Annotated in this window: 14 protein-coding genes and 2 tRNA genes; 11 read left to right on the top strand and 5 right to left on the bottom strand. The window is 46.8% G+C overall.

Translation table 11 applies throughout. The annotated features are described in order from the left end of the window. The first annotated feature begins 6 nt into the window (after positions 1–6). From AC4BAN_RS15040 to AC4BAN_RS15020, 5 genes are all read left to right on the top strand, one after another. Complete coding sequence (locus AC4BAN_RS15040) at positions 7–1,383, top strand: hypothetical protein (protein ID WP_490565234.1); 1,377 nt, start codon at positions 7–9, stop codon at positions 1,381–1,383. A 353-nt stretch (positions 1,384–1,736) separates the two neighbouring features. Next, the gene (locus AC4BAN_RS15035; RefSeq protein WP_490565233.1) at positions 1,737–2,771 is read left to right on the top strand and encodes a glycosyltransferase family 4 protein; all 1,035 of its coding nucleotides are present in this window, start codon (positions 1,737–1,739) and stop codon (positions 2,769–2,771) included. 20 nt (positions 2,772–2,791) lie between these two features. Continuing rightward, the gene (locus tag AC4BAN_RS15030) at positions 2,792–3,925 is read left to right on the top strand and encodes a glycosyltransferase family 4 protein (protein WP_490565310.1); all 1,134 of its coding nucleotides are present in this window, start codon (positions 2,792–2,794) and stop codon (positions 3,923–3,925) included. Between the two features lie 420 nt (positions 3,926–4,345). Beyond that, positions 4,346–4,915, top strand: a complete 570-nt coding sequence (locus tag AC4BAN_RS15025; protein ID WP_490565232.1) for a WcaF family extracellular polysaccharide biosynthesis acetyltransferase — start codon at positions 4,346–4,348, stop codon at positions 4,913–4,915. 22 nt (positions 4,916–4,937) lie between these two features. Continuing rightward, positions 4,938–5,684, top strand: a complete 747-nt coding sequence (locus AC4BAN_RS15020; protein ID WP_490565231.1) for a glycosyltransferase family 2 protein — start codon at positions 4,938–4,940, stop codon at positions 5,682–5,684. Positions 5,685–6,134: 450 nt separating this feature from the next. Here the strand turns inward: AC4BAN_RS15020 and AC4BAN_RS15015 are convergent. Together AC4BAN_RS15015 and AC4BAN_RS15010 are read right to left on the bottom strand one after the other, a co-directional pair. Next, positions 6,135–6,208: transfer RNA gene (locus AC4BAN_RS15015), tRNA-Asp, on the bottom strand. A gap of 54 nt (positions 6,209–6,262) precedes the next feature. After that, positions 6,263–6,336, bottom strand: a tRNA-Asp gene (locus AC4BAN_RS15010). A gap of 216 nt (positions 6,337–6,552) precedes the next feature. Here AC4BAN_RS15010 and AC4BAN_RS15005 point away from each other — a divergent pair. From AC4BAN_RS15005 to AC4BAN_RS14985, 5 genes are all read left to right on the top strand, one after another. Then, on the top strand, positions 6,553–7,503 hold the full coding sequence (locus AC4BAN_RS15005) for an acetyl-CoA carboxylase carboxyltransferase subunit alpha (RefSeq protein ID WP_490565230.1): 951 nt from the start codon (positions 6,553–6,555) through the stop codon (positions 7,501–7,503). Positions 7,504–7,507: 4 nt separating this feature from the next. Then, positions 7,508–8,350 carry an MBL fold metallo-hydrolase gene (locus AC4BAN_RS15000; RefSeq protein WP_490565229.1) on the top strand — a complete coding sequence of 281 codons (843 nt, stop codon included), beginning with the start codon at positions 7,508–7,510 and terminating at the stop codon, positions 8,348–8,350. 1 nt (position 8,351) lies between these two features. Beyond that, positions 8,352–9,113 carry a patatin-like phospholipase family protein gene (locus AC4BAN_RS14995; RefSeq protein WP_490565228.1) on the top strand — a complete coding sequence of 254 codons (762 nt, stop codon included), beginning with the start codon at positions 8,352–8,354 and terminating at the stop codon, positions 9,111–9,113. Between the two features lie 111 nt (positions 9,114–9,224). Next, the gene (locus AC4BAN_RS14990; RefSeq protein WP_490565227.1) at positions 9,225–9,857 is read left to right on the top strand and encodes an autotransporter outer membrane beta-barrel domain-containing protein; all 633 of its coding nucleotides are present in this window, start codon (positions 9,225–9,227) and stop codon (positions 9,855–9,857) included. An 82-nt stretch (positions 9,858–9,939) separates the two neighbouring features. Next, complete coding sequence (locus AC4BAN_RS14985) at positions 9,940–10,491, top strand: 1-acyl-sn-glycerol-3-phosphate acyltransferase (RefSeq protein WP_490565226.1); 552 nt, start codon at positions 9,940–9,942, stop codon at positions 10,489–10,491. 46 nt (positions 10,492–10,537) lie between these two features. Here the strand turns inward: AC4BAN_RS14985 and smc are convergent, their stop codons facing one another. Beyond that, positions 10,538–14,074, bottom strand: a complete 3,537-nt coding sequence (gene smc / locus AC4BAN_RS14980) for a chromosome segregation protein SMC (protein ID WP_490565225.1) — start codon at positions 14,072–14,074, stop codon at positions 10,538–10,540. A 384-nt stretch (positions 14,075–14,458) separates the two neighbouring features. On the opposite strand from smc, the gene AC4BAN_RS14975 reads away from it, so the two are divergent. Continuing rightward, positions 14,459–14,965: a hypothetical protein gene (locus tag AC4BAN_RS14975; protein WP_490565224.1), complete on the top strand. Its 507-nt coding sequence runs from the start codon at positions 14,459–14,461 to the stop codon at positions 14,963–14,965. 24 nt (positions 14,966–14,989) lie between these two features. Here the strand turns inward: AC4BAN_RS14975 and AC4BAN_RS14970 are convergent, their stop codons facing one another. Together AC4BAN_RS14970 and AC4BAN_RS14965 are read right to left on the bottom strand one after the other, a co-directional pair. Beyond that, complete coding sequence (locus AC4BAN_RS14970) at positions 14,990–15,655, bottom strand: DUF4159 domain-containing protein (protein ID WP_490565223.1); 666 nt, start codon at positions 15,653–15,655, stop codon at positions 14,990–14,992. 37 nt (positions 15,656–15,692) lie between these two features. Then, a complete protein-coding gene (locus AC4BAN_RS14965) occupies positions 15,693–16,409 on the bottom strand; it encodes a 16S rRNA (uracil(1498)-N(3))-methyltransferase (RefSeq protein ID WP_490565222.1) in 717 nt (238 codons plus the stop codon). Between the last annotated feature and the right edge of the window lie 83 nt (positions 16,410–16,492).

Here is a 16,492-nt window from a genome sequence, read left to right as displayed (position 1 = left end):
GCAAGTATGATGGACGTTACAGTTCCGGGTGTAAGTAAAGCGAATTTTCAGTTGGTGTCGCTGCTGCTGGTTGCTACGCTTTTGGGTGCCTTTACCTCGCTGTCGTTCACTGCCATGGCTGCTGTGCTATTCTCGGTTTACATCTTTAACAGCCTTATTTTAAGTTTTGGCGAAGGGATTGCAGTTAATCTGGTCATCATGACCATTGCCTGCCTGCAATGGTTGATCGGCCCTGTCCTCAGCTATTATACCGGCATAAACCATCCTTTTTATGGCATGAATGTACCCGAGGAAGCTTATTTTAGCTTTATAATTCCGGGTGTCATCGTGTATCATTTTGGATTGATGCTACCGGTAGCCAGCGTAAAGAACATACCAAAAGCGGTAGTGGATGAGCTTAGCGAAAGCGTTGACTCTAAATTAAAGGCAGCTTATTACCTGATCGGGATAGGATTTTTGGCAGGATTTGTCAATAATTTTGTTCCTCCTTTTTTATTCTTCTTTACCTATCTGCTTTCCCAGTTAAAGTTTGTCGGATGTTTTTACCTGTTTCTCAGCGATAGAAAGGACAATAGGATACTCTACCTTGTGTTCGCCACACTGATTGTGCAAGCTTTGGTTTCAGCACTTTTTCATGACCTGCTTTTATGGGTGATGTTTTTCTTATTTGTATACACCATCAAGAATAAGGTTAGTCTGAATAAAAAATTAGCGGCACTTGCTTGTGGCTTGTTACTCCTGTTGGTGCTTCAGTCGGTTAAGTACCAGTACAGGACGATTGCCTGGTCAAATCCTTCAATGGGCGCTTATGAAAAATCTGTGCTTTTCTTTGGGATGGTGGCGGAGCGGGTCATCTCCCCGTCCACAATATTTGATCCGAAGATAAATGAACTGGCTATTACCAGGCTGAACCAGGGTTGGATCATTGCAAAAGTAATGAACTATGTGCCGGCTTTTAAACCGTATGCTGCGGGGGAGTCTGTAAAAGGTGCCTTTAATGCCGCGCTGTTGCCACGATTTATCGCACAGAGTAAAGCCTCAGCTGGTGGCCGTGACATGATGGAACGGTTTACGGGGATAGAGCTTCAACCGGGTACCAGTATGAACATAAGTCTGATCGGGGAGGGCTATGGCAATTATGGGCGGGATGGCGGTATCCTTTTTATGTTCCTGATCGGCCTTATCTACAGTATCATACTCAGGCAGCTCTTTATCAAAAGCCTGAATAACCCAACGATTCTGTTCTGGATCCCTTTTCTGTTCCTACAAGTAGTGAAAGCCGAAACAGACCTTACCACCACATTAAATTACCTGGTAAAAGCCTCCATTGTCATGCTACTGGTTTTCTATGGTTTCAGGAAAGTGCTGAAGGTGGAGCTGTGAGATTATTAACTTCTGGCTGTAGTGCGGAGGTGGAGTAATCAACTCCCTCTCCCCGTGGGAGAGGGCTGGGGAGAGGGCATCTTTTTACTTGGAAAGCTCTTGCAAAAACCCTCCTCCTAACCTCCTCCCAAAGGGCGGAGGAACTGAAAAAGCAGCCACTCGCATGAAGCTGAGGAACCAAAGGAAAGCTCCCTCTCCCCGTGGGAGAGGGCTGGGGAGAGGGCACTGTTTAACATCGGCAGCCCTTGCAAAAACCCTCCTCCTAACCTCCTCCCAAAGGGCGGAGGAACAAAAAGTGTGAAAAGCTAGGCAGTATTGTTGACTTCACATATTTTAGTAATTAAAATAAAATTGTGAGATTTAACCAGAATAAGTTGCCACAGGACATGAACGTGACATTTTTCTTCAGGAAAACAACGGCTGCATTCCATAGTGTTGAAACCCTGTTTGCCACGATCATGGGGCGTTTGCGTGCAGTGGATTCACATCCGGTATACCTGCCGTTCAGATCTGCACGTAATCCGCTGAAAGTGCTTTACAACTGTGCTTATGCCTCCCGCAGGCAGGGCCAGGTGAACCATATAACGGGGGAGGTATATTACATTGCGCTTGCGTTAAAAAGCAAAACCACCATCCTGACAATTCATGATATAGAGTCATTGCACAACTCTAATAAATTGAAAGGCAAACTGCTGCATTTTTTCTGGCTTTACCTGCCTGTCAGGCGGGTGGCATTTGTGACGGTTGTTTCTGAATACAGTAAAATGAAATTGCTGCAGGCTACGGGTATTGCAGAGGCTAAGGTCGTAGTGATCCCTAACTGTGTGCCTTTTACGGAAGCTGATTTTAAACCCAGGCTAAATGTTAATAAGCAGGAACCCGTATTGTTGCAGGTGGGTACCAAAAGCAATAAAAACCTTAACAACCTTGTCAGGGCTATTGCAGGTGTGCCCTGTAAATTGCTGATTATCGGTAAATTGACTGCCGAACAGCTCCGTTTGTTAGCCGATTACTGTATTCAGTATGAAAATTATGTTTCTCTATCAGCCCAAGAATTAAAGCAGCTTTACTATGCTGCGGACATTGTCACGTTTGTGTCTACCTTTGAGGGATTCGGTTTGCCTATTCTGGAAGCCAATGCCCTTGGAAGGCCGGTGATTACCAGCAACACCACCGCAATGCCCGAGGTTGCCGGCGAAGGCGCTGTGTTGGTTGATCCGGCGAATCCTGAAGAGTTCAGGCAGGCTATTATAAAGTTGGTAGAAGATGACCAATTCAGGAACGAACTGGTGCAGGCCGGTTGGCGCAACGCGCAGCGGTTTAAGCCGGAAGCTGTGGCAAGTATGTATGAAGCCCTTTACGCCAGGGTGTTAAAGCAAAGCAAGTGAGTACTTGCCCCAGGATCTTGATGTTTAATGATTGGTATCTGCCAGGCTATAAGGCAGGCGGCCCCATACAGTCGTGTGCCAACCTGGTAAGCCACCTTGGGAGGGAGCATGACTTCTTTATTATTACACGCAACACGGACTATACATCCGCCATACCCTACGAGACTGTAAAAACTGATAGCTGGAATACAGTGCAGGGGGCACAGGTATATTATATCTCGCATAAAGCTTTGCGAGCGGGTAAGTTAAAAGCCCTCATCAAAGAAGTTCAGCCGGACATTGTGTACATCAACGGCATTTACTCTTACTACTTTTCTGTGTTGCCGCTTATACTTGCTAAAGTGCTTGGCTGCCGTAACATTATGGTGGCCGGGCGCGGCATGCTTGCACAGAGTGCCATCCAGGTGAAGGGGCTTAAAAAGAAGTTATTCCTGCGAGTGGCGAATTTAATGGATCTGTATCGTGGGGTCACTTTTCATGCCACTAATGCTGGTGAGGAAGCTGATATTTTGACTGCGTTGCGGGGAAAAGTTACCATACGGGTGGCACCTAATCTGGCGGCTGTTTCTGCTGCATTAGCGGGCGGTGCAGTGGCCCGGACAAAAACTAAAGGCGATTTACGTATGGTGAGTGTTGCCCGGATCGCACCGGAGAAAAACACCCTCTTTGCCCTGGAGGCACTGCGCTCTTACACAGGATCAGGAAGTATAAAGTTTGATCTGTATGGGCCTGTATATGAGGAGAACTATTGGAGGAGCTGCCAGGAGATCATTGGGCAAATGCCGCCGAACATAATGGTGCGTTACAAGGGAAGTCTGGACAAGGAACTCGTTGCACAAACGCTGCAAACCTATCATGGCCTTTTCATGCCTACCAAAGGAGAAAATTTCGGACATATCATTTTAGAAAGCTTAGCGGCCGGTTGCCCGGTTATTATCAGTGACCGGACTCCCTGGAAAGATCTGGCGCAACATAATGTGGGGTTTACCATTCCACTGACTGATACTGCCGGCTACCATGCAGCCATAAGCCAGCTTTTGGCCCTTGATCAGGAACAGTTCAATGACATGTCAGGCGATGCTTTGCGTTATGCACGTGCCTACAGCCAGGATGAGGCACACCTGGAGAAGAACAGGGCCTTATTTAAATTTTAGGTACAGCAGTAGGCGATGAATCAAAATACAGCCAATTTACACGTAAATACAAGGTTAAAATTTAATTAGGCGGTAGGAAGGTAACCAGAAGAAAGCTTAACTTAGCTTAACTTGTAGGTTATAAACTTGCGGAAGATTGTGAAAGCTTCTGATTCTTCAAAAGCATAGTGTTCAAGTGGAAGAATAAACCACCATTTTGAATTTTTGGTTTGCGCTATTGTCAGGTTTTCATATAATTAACTCAAATTGCGCCATATAAAATACTCTGAAGGTATAAACCCACCCCTAACCCCTCCAGGGAAGGGAATTATATGCACGAGTAAAATTCCCCTCCTCGGAGGGGTTAGGGGTGGGTTAATCGAAACTGGGTTTAATTAATCGATCTTACAAAAAATATCTTACCCAGCATTACAAAAACCATTGGAGACACAGCAACCAACGAAAACAGTCAAACTGGAAAATTACGACAACAGTTGGTACAGGCCCGGCGCTGGCCGTTGGAAGCGTAGTGCCTGGTTTGTGGTGAATGTGCTGTTCTTCATCAACCCGCTAAATCCTTCTTCAGCTTTAAAAGTTTTTCTGCTCCGCCTGTTCGGGGCTACGATTGGGAGCGGCGTTGTTATCAAACCGGGGGTTAACATTAAGTATCCCTGGTTCCTGACGCTGGGGAACCATGTATGGATAGGGGAGAAAGTATGGATTGACAGTCTGAGCACGGTTATACTAGAGGATAATGTCACCCTCTCGCAGGGTGCCATGCTGTTAACCGGCAGTCACGATTACGCCAAGGTTACCTTCGACTTGCTTATAGGTGAAATTCTGCTCGAACAAGGGGTTTGGATCGGGGCGAGGGCGCTGGTTTGCCCGGGAGTTACCTGTAGTTCGCACAGTGTATTGGCGGCAGGCTCTGTAGCCACCAGAAACATGGAGCCTTATACGATTTACCAGGGAAATCCTGCCGAGCCAAAGCGCCTGCGAACCATTCATTAGGGGATAAGCTACTAAGCAAATTATGAAAATCTCCATTATCACCATTGTCCGTAATAACTGCCACACGATTTCAGAGGCTATTGAGTCGGTGCTGGGGCAGACTTACCCTGACCTGGAATACATAGTGGTCGATGGCCTTTCTGAAGATGGCACTGTGGAGATCATTAAAAGCTATGGAGACCGGATAACAAAGTTCGTGTCTGAGCGGGATGGGGGCTTGTATGATGCCATTAACAAAGGCATTGCACTGGCAACCGGTGATGTGGTGGGGCTCCTGCATGCCGATGATGTTTTCTGCTCCAGGGAAGCGGTGAGCCTGGTTGCAGCTACGTTTAGCAAGTTGCCTACAGACAGTGTTTATGCGGATTTGCTGTACGTGGAGAAGGGCAATACAGCGAAAGTAGTGAGGGATTGGGTTTCGGGGAAGTATAACCGCGTAAAATTCTTGCAAGGTTGGATGCCACCGCACCCAACTTTCTATGTAAAACGGGATTGCTTTGAGAAGTATGGTGCTTATAATACCGATTTTAGGAGTGCAGCAGATTATGAGCTGATGCTACGTTTCCTGTACAAACATTCCATCTCAACTACCTACCTGCCTGAAAAACTGGTAAAAATGCGCGTCGGCGGCAAGAGCAACATTTCACTTAAAAACCGCATCAGAGCCAACCGGGAAGACGCCAAAGCCTGGTCCGTAAATGGCCTGCAACCCCGGTTTTACACCCGATTCCTGAAGCCGCTCCGAAAATTACATCAGTTCTGGATTTAACTTATCCATACCTCCTTTTCCTGATTTCTTGTTCCTTCTCCCGCTGGGAGGAGGTTAGGAGGAGGGTTTTGCAAAGGCTGCTAAAGTAAAACAGCATACATCCCGCCAGTTTGAGCGAAGCGGTAACTGGTGGTTGGGCATAGGGCCAGTTTGGAATACTTACCCCTCACCCCAGCCCTCTCCCCAAATGGGGCGAGGGAGCTTTTTTACTCCTTCTCCCTGTGGGAGGAGGTCGGGAGGAGGGTTTTTGCGTGGGCTATAGAAGTAAAACAATGCCCTCACCCCAGCCCTCTCCCATGGGGAGAGGGAGCTTTCCTTTGGTTCCTCAGCTTCATGCGAGTGGCTGTTTTTTTGTTCCTCCATCCATTGGGAGAAGGTTAGGAGGAGGGTATTCAAACGTTAGAAAACGCGCAAAAAGAAAAAGCCCGAAGATTTCTCTTCAGGCTTTTGCGGTCCGGACGGGATTCGAACCCGCGACCTCCGCCGTGACAGGGCGGCATTCTAACCAGCTGAACTACCGGACCAATACTTTTACTAGGCGAGGGCAACATGCTCTCTTGTTTTATCGCAATTTGTTGCGGTCTGGACGGGATTCGAACCCGCGACCTCCGCCGTGACAGGGCGGCATTCTAACCAGCTGAACTACCAGACCTTTTAGCTTTAACTTTCTCCGTTAAAGTGATGCAAATGTAGAGTGTTAATTTTGATTGTGCAAGCATAACGTATCTTTTTAGCCTTTCTTTCAAGAGATAATCTGTAAAGTCTTCATTTACAATCAAATTATTTTTGCTTCCATTTATAAATATCAGGTTTCGCTATTACTAATTGGCTAAACTGTTAAATTTGTAGCTGTAAACAGCGAAAGATTATGCTTTTAGATTTCGAACAGCCGATTGCTGCCTTAGAGAACAAGCTTCAGGAAATGAAAACGCTGGCCAGCGAAAGCCAGGTGGATGTTTCAGAAGCGGTGAAGGCACTGGAAGAGAAAATTAAGAATCTTAAGAAGGAGACATATGCCAACCTGACCAGGTGGCAACGGGTGCAACTTTCCCGCCATCCGGACAGGCCCTATACCCTGGATTATATAGATGGCATCGCCTCCAAGTTTGTCGAGCTGCACGGCGACCGCACCGTGGGCGATGACAAGGCCATGATTGGTGGCTTTGGGGAGATTGACGGACGCAGCATCATGTTTATCGGGCAACAGAAAGGACGCAATACCAAACAGCGCCAGATGCGCAACTTCGGTATGGCCAATCCGGAAGGCTACCGCAAAGCGCTGCGTCTCATGAAAATGGCCGAAAAGTTCGGCAAGCCCATCGTAACCTTTATCGATACACCGGGTGCTTTCCCGGGGCTGGAAGCCGAAGAACGCGGTCAGGGAGAGGCAATAGCCCGAAACCTGAAAGAGATGTTCATGCTGAAAGTGCCCGTAATCTGTATTATTATCGGAGAAGGCGCCTCAGGTGGCGCCCTGGGTATTGCCATTGGCGACAAAGTGATGATGCTGGAGAATACCTGGTACTCCGTTATTTCCCCGGAGTCCTGCTCATCTATCTTATGGCGCAGCTGGAATTACAAGGAACAAGCAGCGGAGGCGCTTAAGTTAACTGCTACTGATATGCTGCAGCATAAACTGATTGATGGCATTATTAAAGAGCCTCTCGGTGGAGCACATACCGAACCCGATAAAATGATGCGCTTGCTTAAGAAGGAGATACTCAACTTACTTGATGAACTTGAGTCAGTGGATGCGGAAGAGCGGATAATGCAACGGATCGAAAAGTTCTCGAACATGGGTGTGACAGTAGAAGGATAGCGACATGAGACTTCATGTTATAGATACCGGTTTTTTTAAGTTGGATGGGGGTGCTATGTTTGGGGTTGTTCCTAAAACGCTGTGGCAGCGTACCAATCCGGCCGATGAAAACAACCTTTGCACCTGGGCCATGCGCTGTCTGCTGATCGAAGACGGGGACAGGCTTATTCTGATCGACAACGGGATCGGAGACAAACAGGACGCAAAGTTCTTTAGTCATTATTTCCTGCATGGGGATGCCAGTTTAGCATCCTCGCTTCACAAGGCCGGCTTCTCGCACGAAGATATAACGGATGTTTTTTTGACACACCTCCATTTTGATCATTGTGGCGGGGGCGTAAAGTATACCGGTAACGAAGGTAAACTAGCACTTGCTTTCCCCAATGCCACGTACTGGTCTAATAAAGATCATTGGGAATGGGCCACCAAGCCAAATGCCCGTGAAAAAGCCTCTTTCCTAAAGGAAAACATACTTCCGATGCAGGAAAGCGGCCACCTGCGCTTCATTTCCCCTGAAAGTCCTTCTCCTTTTCCGCAGTTTGAAATATTTTATGCGGATGGGCATACGGACAAAATGATGGTGCCGATCATCTCATACAAAGAAAGGAAAATCGCCTTCATGGCGGATTTACTTCCATCCGTCGGACATATTCCGATACCCTATGTCATGGGTTATGATACACGCCCCTTGTTAACCTTAAATGAAAAAGCCACATTTTTAAATAAAGCAGCTGACCAAGGTCTAGTCCTGTTTTTTGAGCATGATGCTGTAAACGAATGCTGCACGGTAGCGCAGACCGAAAAAGGCGTTCGTTTGAACCAAACATTTGCATTGAGCGAATTATAGGATGCGTGTCGGACTGGCGCTATCTGGCGGAGGAGCAAGGGGAATTGCGCATTTGGGTGTGCTCAAAGCATTAGATGAACTGGGCATCAGGATAGACATGATCTCAGGCGTGAGTTCCGGCGCAATAGCGGGCGTTCTGTATGCAGCGGGCTTTACACCGGACAAGATCCTGCTGATGATCAAGGAATTGAGTGTTTTTAAAATCGTTAGGCCAGTTTTTGGTAAGGTGGGGCTGCTGCACCTGGAGGAGGTAGAAAAGTTGTATACCAGTTACCTGGGAGCGGGGGTTACCTTCGAGGATCTGAAAATTCCGGTAGTAGTGAGTGCCACAGACATGAACGAAGGTAACACAGTTTACTTCTCTTCAGGAGAACTGATAAAGCCGCTACTGGCTTCTTCAGCCGTTCCAATTCTTTATCAACCAATTGAATTTCAGGGCAAAATGTTAAATGATGGCGGCTTGCTTAACAACCTTCCTGTAGATCCGCTGCATACAAATTGTGACATTAAGCTGGCCGTGCATGTAAATCCCATTAACCACCAGGCCCACGTTACTACGCTGCGTGGAATGGTAGAGCGTACGGTACTGCTGGCCATCAATAACAATGTGAAATTACGCATGCATCTTTGTGATTTGTTGCTGGAACCCCAGGAACTGAAGTACTACAGGTTAACCAATTTCAGAAAAGCGGATGAAATTTTTGAAATAGGCTATAAATACACCTTGCAGATGGAAAAACATTTGCGACATTTACTGCAATAGAGTGGTATGGCGGCTGTGTTAAGGAAAAGTAAATTATCCTGATTCGGAATAGTTATAATTTAGTTATATATCTAAAGTTGTGTATATTGTGCTTAGCCTAAATTTGGTTTTATGAACAGACTTTTCCCCCTCCTTTTTTTGTTATTTCCTACCGTTCTTTTTGCTCAGGAAAATGAAAGTCACCTGATCAGGGCTAAAGTGAAACAAGGTTCTTTCCTGTTAGGCGGGACAATAAACGTGACGGCCAACCAGGTGACCGATGAGCTTTCTGTTCCCGGTCAAACACTGGAGGGGACCAAGATCAACGCATCTGTAATTGCAAAAAACGGCTATTTTATCAAGCATGATTTTGTGGTGGGCTTAGACATGACCCTAAGTCATCAAAGTATGAACGTTACACCTACCGATGTTAAGAGAAAGCCAGAAAGAGAGACCTATATGTTGTTAGGCCCTTTTGCACGCTACTATTTGGATAATGGGGTGTTCGGCGAGTTGTCCTTGCAGGGTGGACTTCAGAACCTTACTGTGGGAGGGCATAAGTATGATCTTTACCAGGGTACTATTGGGGTGGGATATGCTTATTTCATTAATGAGAAATTCTCCATCGAGCCCGTGCTGTCGTTCCGTTACTTTCAGAAAGTGGAGGCAGGTAAAAGCTATACGACCATGGGACCAATTTTGGGTGTAGGGCTACAAGCCTATATCATCCGTAAAAAAGCACACGTAATTAAGTGGGCGCTATAATCTGAATTATTATAAGTATTGATGATCTTTAATTGGCTATGCGAAATTTAAACCTCGCATAGCTTTTTTAATGCGTGTTTTTATGATAGCAAAATTACTTTCAAAGTTGTTTTTCAAGATTACCGGTTGGAAGCTTAAGGGCAATTTAACACCTGGCCAGCGCCGAAGTGTGATGGTGGCTGGCCCACACACCAGCAATTGGGACTTTGTTTATGCAAGGGCCGCTTTTTACCTGATGGATGCCCCCATTCGCTTCACCATCAAAAAAGAATTCATGCGCTTCCCGTTCGGAGGCATGTTACGGTCCATGGGTGCCCTGCCTATCGATCGTTCTAAAAATACGCGGATGGTAGACGCCATGATCAAGATCATTAAGGATACGCCAGGCGACATGTGCGTGATGGTTACCCCGGAGGGTACACGCAAGTATCAGCCCAGGTGGCGCAGAGGGTTCTATTATGTTGCGCAGGGCGCAGGCGTGCCAATCGTTTTGGGTTACCTGGACTATGCCAAGAAAGAAGCGGGTATCGGGCCTTCTATCATTCCTACAGGTGACATTGATGCAGATATGGAGAAAATACTGGCTTTCTATCGCACCAAAACTGGCAAATATCCGGAGCAGGGAGTTAGATAGATAATCACGACTCTCCCTAAAAGTATACTGATCGCAGTCTCCTGTACTAGGCTATCTGTCGTAGGTCTACAGGGATAACCCTTGAAATTCCGGCTTCAATCATTGTGATACCATACATTACATCCGTAGATGCCATGGTGCGCTTGTTATGCGTCACGACAATAAACTGCGAATCGTCAGAGAACTTGCGAATGATGTTATTGAATTTATCAATATTCGCGTCATCAAGTGGTGCATCCACTTCGTCAAAAATACAGAAAGGAGCAGGTTTCAGCAGGTAAATTGCAAACAGCAGTGAAATAGCCGTAAGGGTTTTTTCGCCGCCGGAAAGCTGGTTAATCGTAAGCGGTCGTTTGCCTTTAGGCTGCGCCATGATCTCTATTTTAGAGTCCAGCGGGTTTTTGGGGTCCGACACCACTAGTTCGCAGTTATCCTCCTCTGTAAAGAGGCTTCTGAACACTAACTTAAAGTTGCTCCTGATCTGCTCGAAGGCTTCCATGAACTTCTCCTTCGCCACGGTGTCAATTTCATTGATCGTTTCGATCAGCATACTTTTTGCATTTAAAAGGTCGTCGCGCTGTTCTGAGATGAATCTGTCACGCGCTTCTATCTCTGCATAGGCTTCGGCGGCCATGGCATTAACAGGTCCCATTTTATCCAGCGATGCTTTCACAAAACTGATGTGCTGGTTTAATTCCTGATCCGTTAATGGAATTAATTGCTCCGTTTCAAGAGCTGGGAACAACATTTCTTCGCTGGTAATATTAAATTCAGCAGCCAGGCGCTCTTGCACTGATACCAGTTTTATTTTGGTATCATTCATTGTTTGCTGCATGCGCATGAGCAATTCGTCGCTGTTCTGGCGTTTTCGTTGCAACTCGCGTATCGTTTTTTCCCTTTCGTCGAGCTCGCCTCTCAGGCTAAAATAATTCTTTTCAATTTCCTCCAGGGCCAAGCCGAATTCGTAACGGGCATCCGCCATGGTCTGCACCACAGCCTCATTTTCTTCTATGAAGCTGTTTGTCTCTTCGGTCTCTTCGGCTGCTTTTGTTAATTCCGATTTCAGTTGCTGAATACGCTCCTGGTTGGTTTCAACGGTTTTCTGCTTGTACCCGATTTCCTGCTGCAGACTGCTGAATCGATTTTTGTATTGATGATACTGGATGTTTTCCTGGTTATACCTGCCGGAAATAACGATCAGCTGTTCCTGCTGTTGCTCTAACTGCGCTGCCAGCTCCGCAATTTCCTGCTCCAGCTGCTGCAGGGCTTTCAGGTCAGCCTCTGCCTGCGGCGATACTTCCATACTTTGCTCGCGCAGGTCAGCTAGTCTTTCCTGTAACTCCTCTTTTTTATGGTCAAAGTTTTTCAGGTTCTGCTGGTACTGCTCATACTTGATACGCACTGTCAGGAGTTCCTGCTGTTGCCTTGCAACTTCTTTCTCCAACAGTTTGATCGTCTCTTTTTCTGACGCGTTTTTGTGGTTCAGCAAGATCTGATTTTGCGTGTTGATGCGGCTTTGGAGCAGGTCTGCCTGCTGCTGCAGTTCCTGCACTTCCGACTCAAGCTTTTCCAGGTTTTGCTTACGCCCCAGCCTGTTGCCATCAAACACACCCACCGAGCCGCCCGATAAACTGAGTGGCTTGCGAATGGCGCTGCCGTCGCTTAGCAGGATGGTTTTATAGTCGGTGCCATAGAGGTCCTGTTCCGCGTCATCGCTAATATATACGTTCCGCAGCATGTACTTCATCAGGTTGCCATACTTTTTATCCGCTGACACAACCTCATAGGCTGCTTTTAAAGCCCCCTCACTAAAGGTAGCATTCGGTTCGAGCTCCTCGATCTCTGAAAGTACAATAAAGTTCGCCCGGCCCTTGTTCTGGTCTTTTAATAAACCAATAGCCTGCACCGCATCCTTGAGTTCATCCACTACAAAGTAGTTCATGTACTGCTCCAGGAAGCTCTCGATAAGTGGTTTATAATCAGGCTCGCAAATCAGAATGTCGGATAGGAGCGGGGCTGGCTTTTGCCATTCATCCGTTTTGCTTAAAAACTTGATCGCCTCCGGAAAGCCCTCCATGTTCTCCACCAACGATTTGGTGAGTAAGTATTGGTTTTGCCTGGAATCTAACGACCGGTTAAGGTCTACAAGTTGTGATTTCAGTTCTTCCAGGTTAAACTCGGTAGTCTGTAGCTCGTGTAGCAGGGTTTCCTCGCTTGCCTGCAGCCGGACCAACTCGGTAGTCTTCTCCTCCAACACTTCCTGTGCTTCCTGAAGCTGCTCCTGCAATAGGCGGCCATCCTCATCGGCATTGGCCTGCTGCTGCTGCAGCCTTTCCAACTCCTGGTTTATATTCTGTATCTGAACCTGGCTTATTTCTAGCGATTTGCTTAAATTATATACCTCATTTTGTTTTGCTTTGTGCGAACCGGTAAGCTGCTGATAGGCATCTTGTAAAGCTGCTTTCTGCTCGTTGGCCTCCTGCAGTTGTTCTTTCATCTCAGCCACCTGCGCTTCGGCAAGCGCGTAATGTTCCTGCACTTCTATTAACTCATGCCGTAGTTCCAGAATGCTTTCCTGGGTATGGTCCAGGTTCGCGGTGTCCTGGCTTATCTGCTGGCGTAGTTGCAGCATTCGCTCCTGCAGGTAGTTGCTGCGCTCGGCTTTCAGTTTGATATCATTTTCCAGTTGTCGGAGCTTGGCTGTTTGCACCTGCATCATCTTCTGACTTTCTGCCAGTTCCTGCTGGGTATGGTTAAGCTCCGCTTTCTGGTCGGCCATGGCATCCTCAGCTTCGGCTACAGCGGCCACGTAGCTTTCTTTCAGCGAGGTTTCCTGCGCAACATCTTGCTCCACTCGTTCCAGCGTGTGTTGGTACTGCGCTATGTTACGGCGCGCAAATACCAGGCTATGTTGCTTGTAGTCTTCCTTTAACTGGAAATACTTAATAGCCTGTTTGGCTTGCCGTTCCAGGGTTTTCATGTTTTTCCCAATCTCGAAAAGCACATCCTCCACACGCTCCAGATCGGCATCGGTCTCTTCCAGTTTCTTGAGCGTCTGTTTTTTACGTACCCTGAACTTTGAGATGCCCGCAGCCTCTTCAAAAAGCAAACGGCGCGAGTTTTCTTTGTCATTGAGCAGCTCATCCACCATCTTCAGCTCTATGATGGCATAACTATCGGAACCAATACCGGTGTCCAGAAACAGCTCGTTAATGTCTTTCAAGCGACACACCACTCCATTCAGCATGTACTCGCTGTCGCCGGTGCGGTAATACTTGCGTGTAACGGTAACCTGCGAATACTCTACAGGCAAAATGCCCCTGTTATTATCGAAAGTGATGGAAACCTCGGCCATTTGGGTAGGTTTCCGGGTTTTGGAGCCGTTAAAAATCACGTTCTCCATTTTGTCTGATCGAAGATTGCGGGTTTTTTGCTCTCCCAACACCCAACGGATGGCGTCCACGATGTTAGATTTGCCACAGCCGTTTGGCCCTACGATACCGGTAATTCCATTGTCAAAGTTAAGCACGACACGGTCGCCAAAACTTTTGAAGCCTTTAATCTCTAATCTTGATACTTGCATTCGCTTGCGCAAAAATTCCTTTATACAGTTTCAAAAATAAGCGTAATTTTCTCAATTAGCTACTGCAATATAGTCTAGTTTGTAAAGCAGGAGTGGACCGGAAGTTTAAACTATTTTATAGGGATGTGATACCGCCGGTACACTGATAGATTGTTAAAATGCTTTGTCAAGGACAGCATGTTAGCTTTAAATCAGATCATCGGCCTAATTAATTCCTGCATGCGACAGAAGATAGTTGCACAGAATGAACAGCAGCGGGAGGATTAAAAAGAGCAAGGGGATACCTTAGGCTTTGGATAATTTTCAGAGGAATGCGTACTGTACAAGTATCCTGAATTTTTTAATTGCTGCTAATACTCTATATTTGGTAAAGCGAACTTTCTCATGGACGATTACAAGATCATTATTTATATAGTAGCTGCTGTCGCTTATTTTTTGCTGACACAGTGGAGAAAGGCATTTAAATCGCCCGATGATAATGAGTTGCCTGCGCAGGGAGAAAGCAGAACCACCAGGGCTTACCCGGCAAAACCTGCCACCACTTTTGAAGAAATGCTGCGTGAGCTGCAGCCACAGGCTGATAAAGGCAGGGCTGTTTTACAAGAGGCATCCGACAAAGTAAAAGAAAATATTCCTCCTTTGGCACCGGTTGTTCCTGTAAAGCCAAAAGTGAGAAGTTACGAGGACAAAGCCCCTAAAGCACTTTCATGGGAAAAACCCGCCGAAGCCTCAGAAGCTGCTAAAAGAGCAAAGGAGCGGGGCGTGCCAAGCTTTGTGGCTTACGATCCTAACAAAAAGATGGTAAGCCCTTATGCCAGTTTGTTAAAGAACCCGGCTACTGTTCGGGATGCAGTGATCCTGTCTGAAATACTCATTCGGAAATACGACTAAATTTGTCCAACCATTTTTTTAGGTTTAGAGATAAGTAACCAAGGCATAGGTGATAATATTTGCTCCCATTCTGAGCGCTTGCTGCCGGATAGGTTCCGGATCGTTGTAAATTTCCTGATCTTCCCACCCATTCCCTAAATCTGTTTCGTAAGTATAGAAACAGATCAGGCGGCCTTTATGCAGGATGCCGAAGCCCTGAGGAGGTTTACTGTCATGCTCATGCACTTTGGGCAGGCCATTGTAAAAATCATACTTTTGATGATAGATGGGATGACTGAAAGGCAGTTCCACAAAATCATATTCCGGGAATACCTTTTTCATTTCTGCGCGGATATACTTGTCTAAGCCATAATTGTCGTCGATGTGCAGAAAGCCGCCGCTTAACAAGTAACTTCTCAGGTTCTGCGCCTCCGCATCGGTAAAAACCACGTTACCATGGCCCGTCATGTGCACAAACGGGTAGCTGAATATCTCAGGGCTGCCGGCTTCCACTACTGCTTCATCGCTGGCAATGTTCATGTTCAGGTTCTGGTTACAGAAACGGATCAGGTTAGGCAGCGAGGTTTTGTTGGCATACCAGTCTCCACCGCCGTTATACTTCAGCTTGGCGATCTTAAAGCTGTAGTTCTGGGCTAAGGCACCGGGCAAAAGCACAGCTAGCAGCAGCAACGTGATCAGGTATCGTTTCATACATTCATTAAAAAATAGCATGCTAGTTATATTGCCTTTATAACGGAGCAAACAGGTCGTGCAGTACATTAAGCGTGTGACAGGCGACCAGCGCTGCGGTTTCTGTTCTTAACCTGCTGGTGCCCAGCGTAACCGGCCGGATGCCCGAAGCATAAGCAGCGGCGATTTCTGCGGTAGAGAAATCGCCTTCTGGCCCGATGAGTACGCAGTGCGGCTGGCCGAATTTATAATGGTCCTTTATACTTTTCGTTGCATCGTCTTCCAGGTGCGCTATGAACGTGGTTTCGGGAAGCGCTTTCTGAACAAATTTGTGATATGGCGTTAGGTCATGCAGCAGTGGTAAATATCCTTTCTGCGACTGCTTCATGGCGCTTACTGCTATTTTCTCAAGCCTGTCCAGTCGCAGGTTGCGGCGTTCGGAATGCTCGCAGAGCAGGAATGTTATTTCATTTACGCCTATTTCAACGGCTTTTTCCACGAACCACTCCATGCGATCCATGTTTTTGGTGGGCGCCACCGCTATATGGCTCACATAAGGTAATTTGCCATACTCTATTTGTTTGTTTACTACCTGTAGCTGGCATTTTTTCTGGTTGGCATCCTGTATAACGGCGGTATACTTTCCGCCATTCCCATCTATCAGGTAAACCGTATCGCCGGGCTGCAGGCGCAACACCCGGGTGCAATGTTTCGACTCCTCTTCAGTCAAGGTGTAAAAGTCGCTGCTAATGTCGGGGGTATAAAAGAGGTGCACTGGCCGAAAGAAAAAAGTAGATAATATAAAGTATACAAAAAACAGGCGCCGCTTGCCAAGGCAGTAAATAAAAAGCCTCTTTG

The sequence above is a fragment of the Pontibacter sp. GD13 genome (assembly GCF_058216355.1).
The sequence above is the reverse complement of the archived record's forward strand: the minus strand, read 5'-3'. Positions and strand labels throughout refer to the sequence as shown.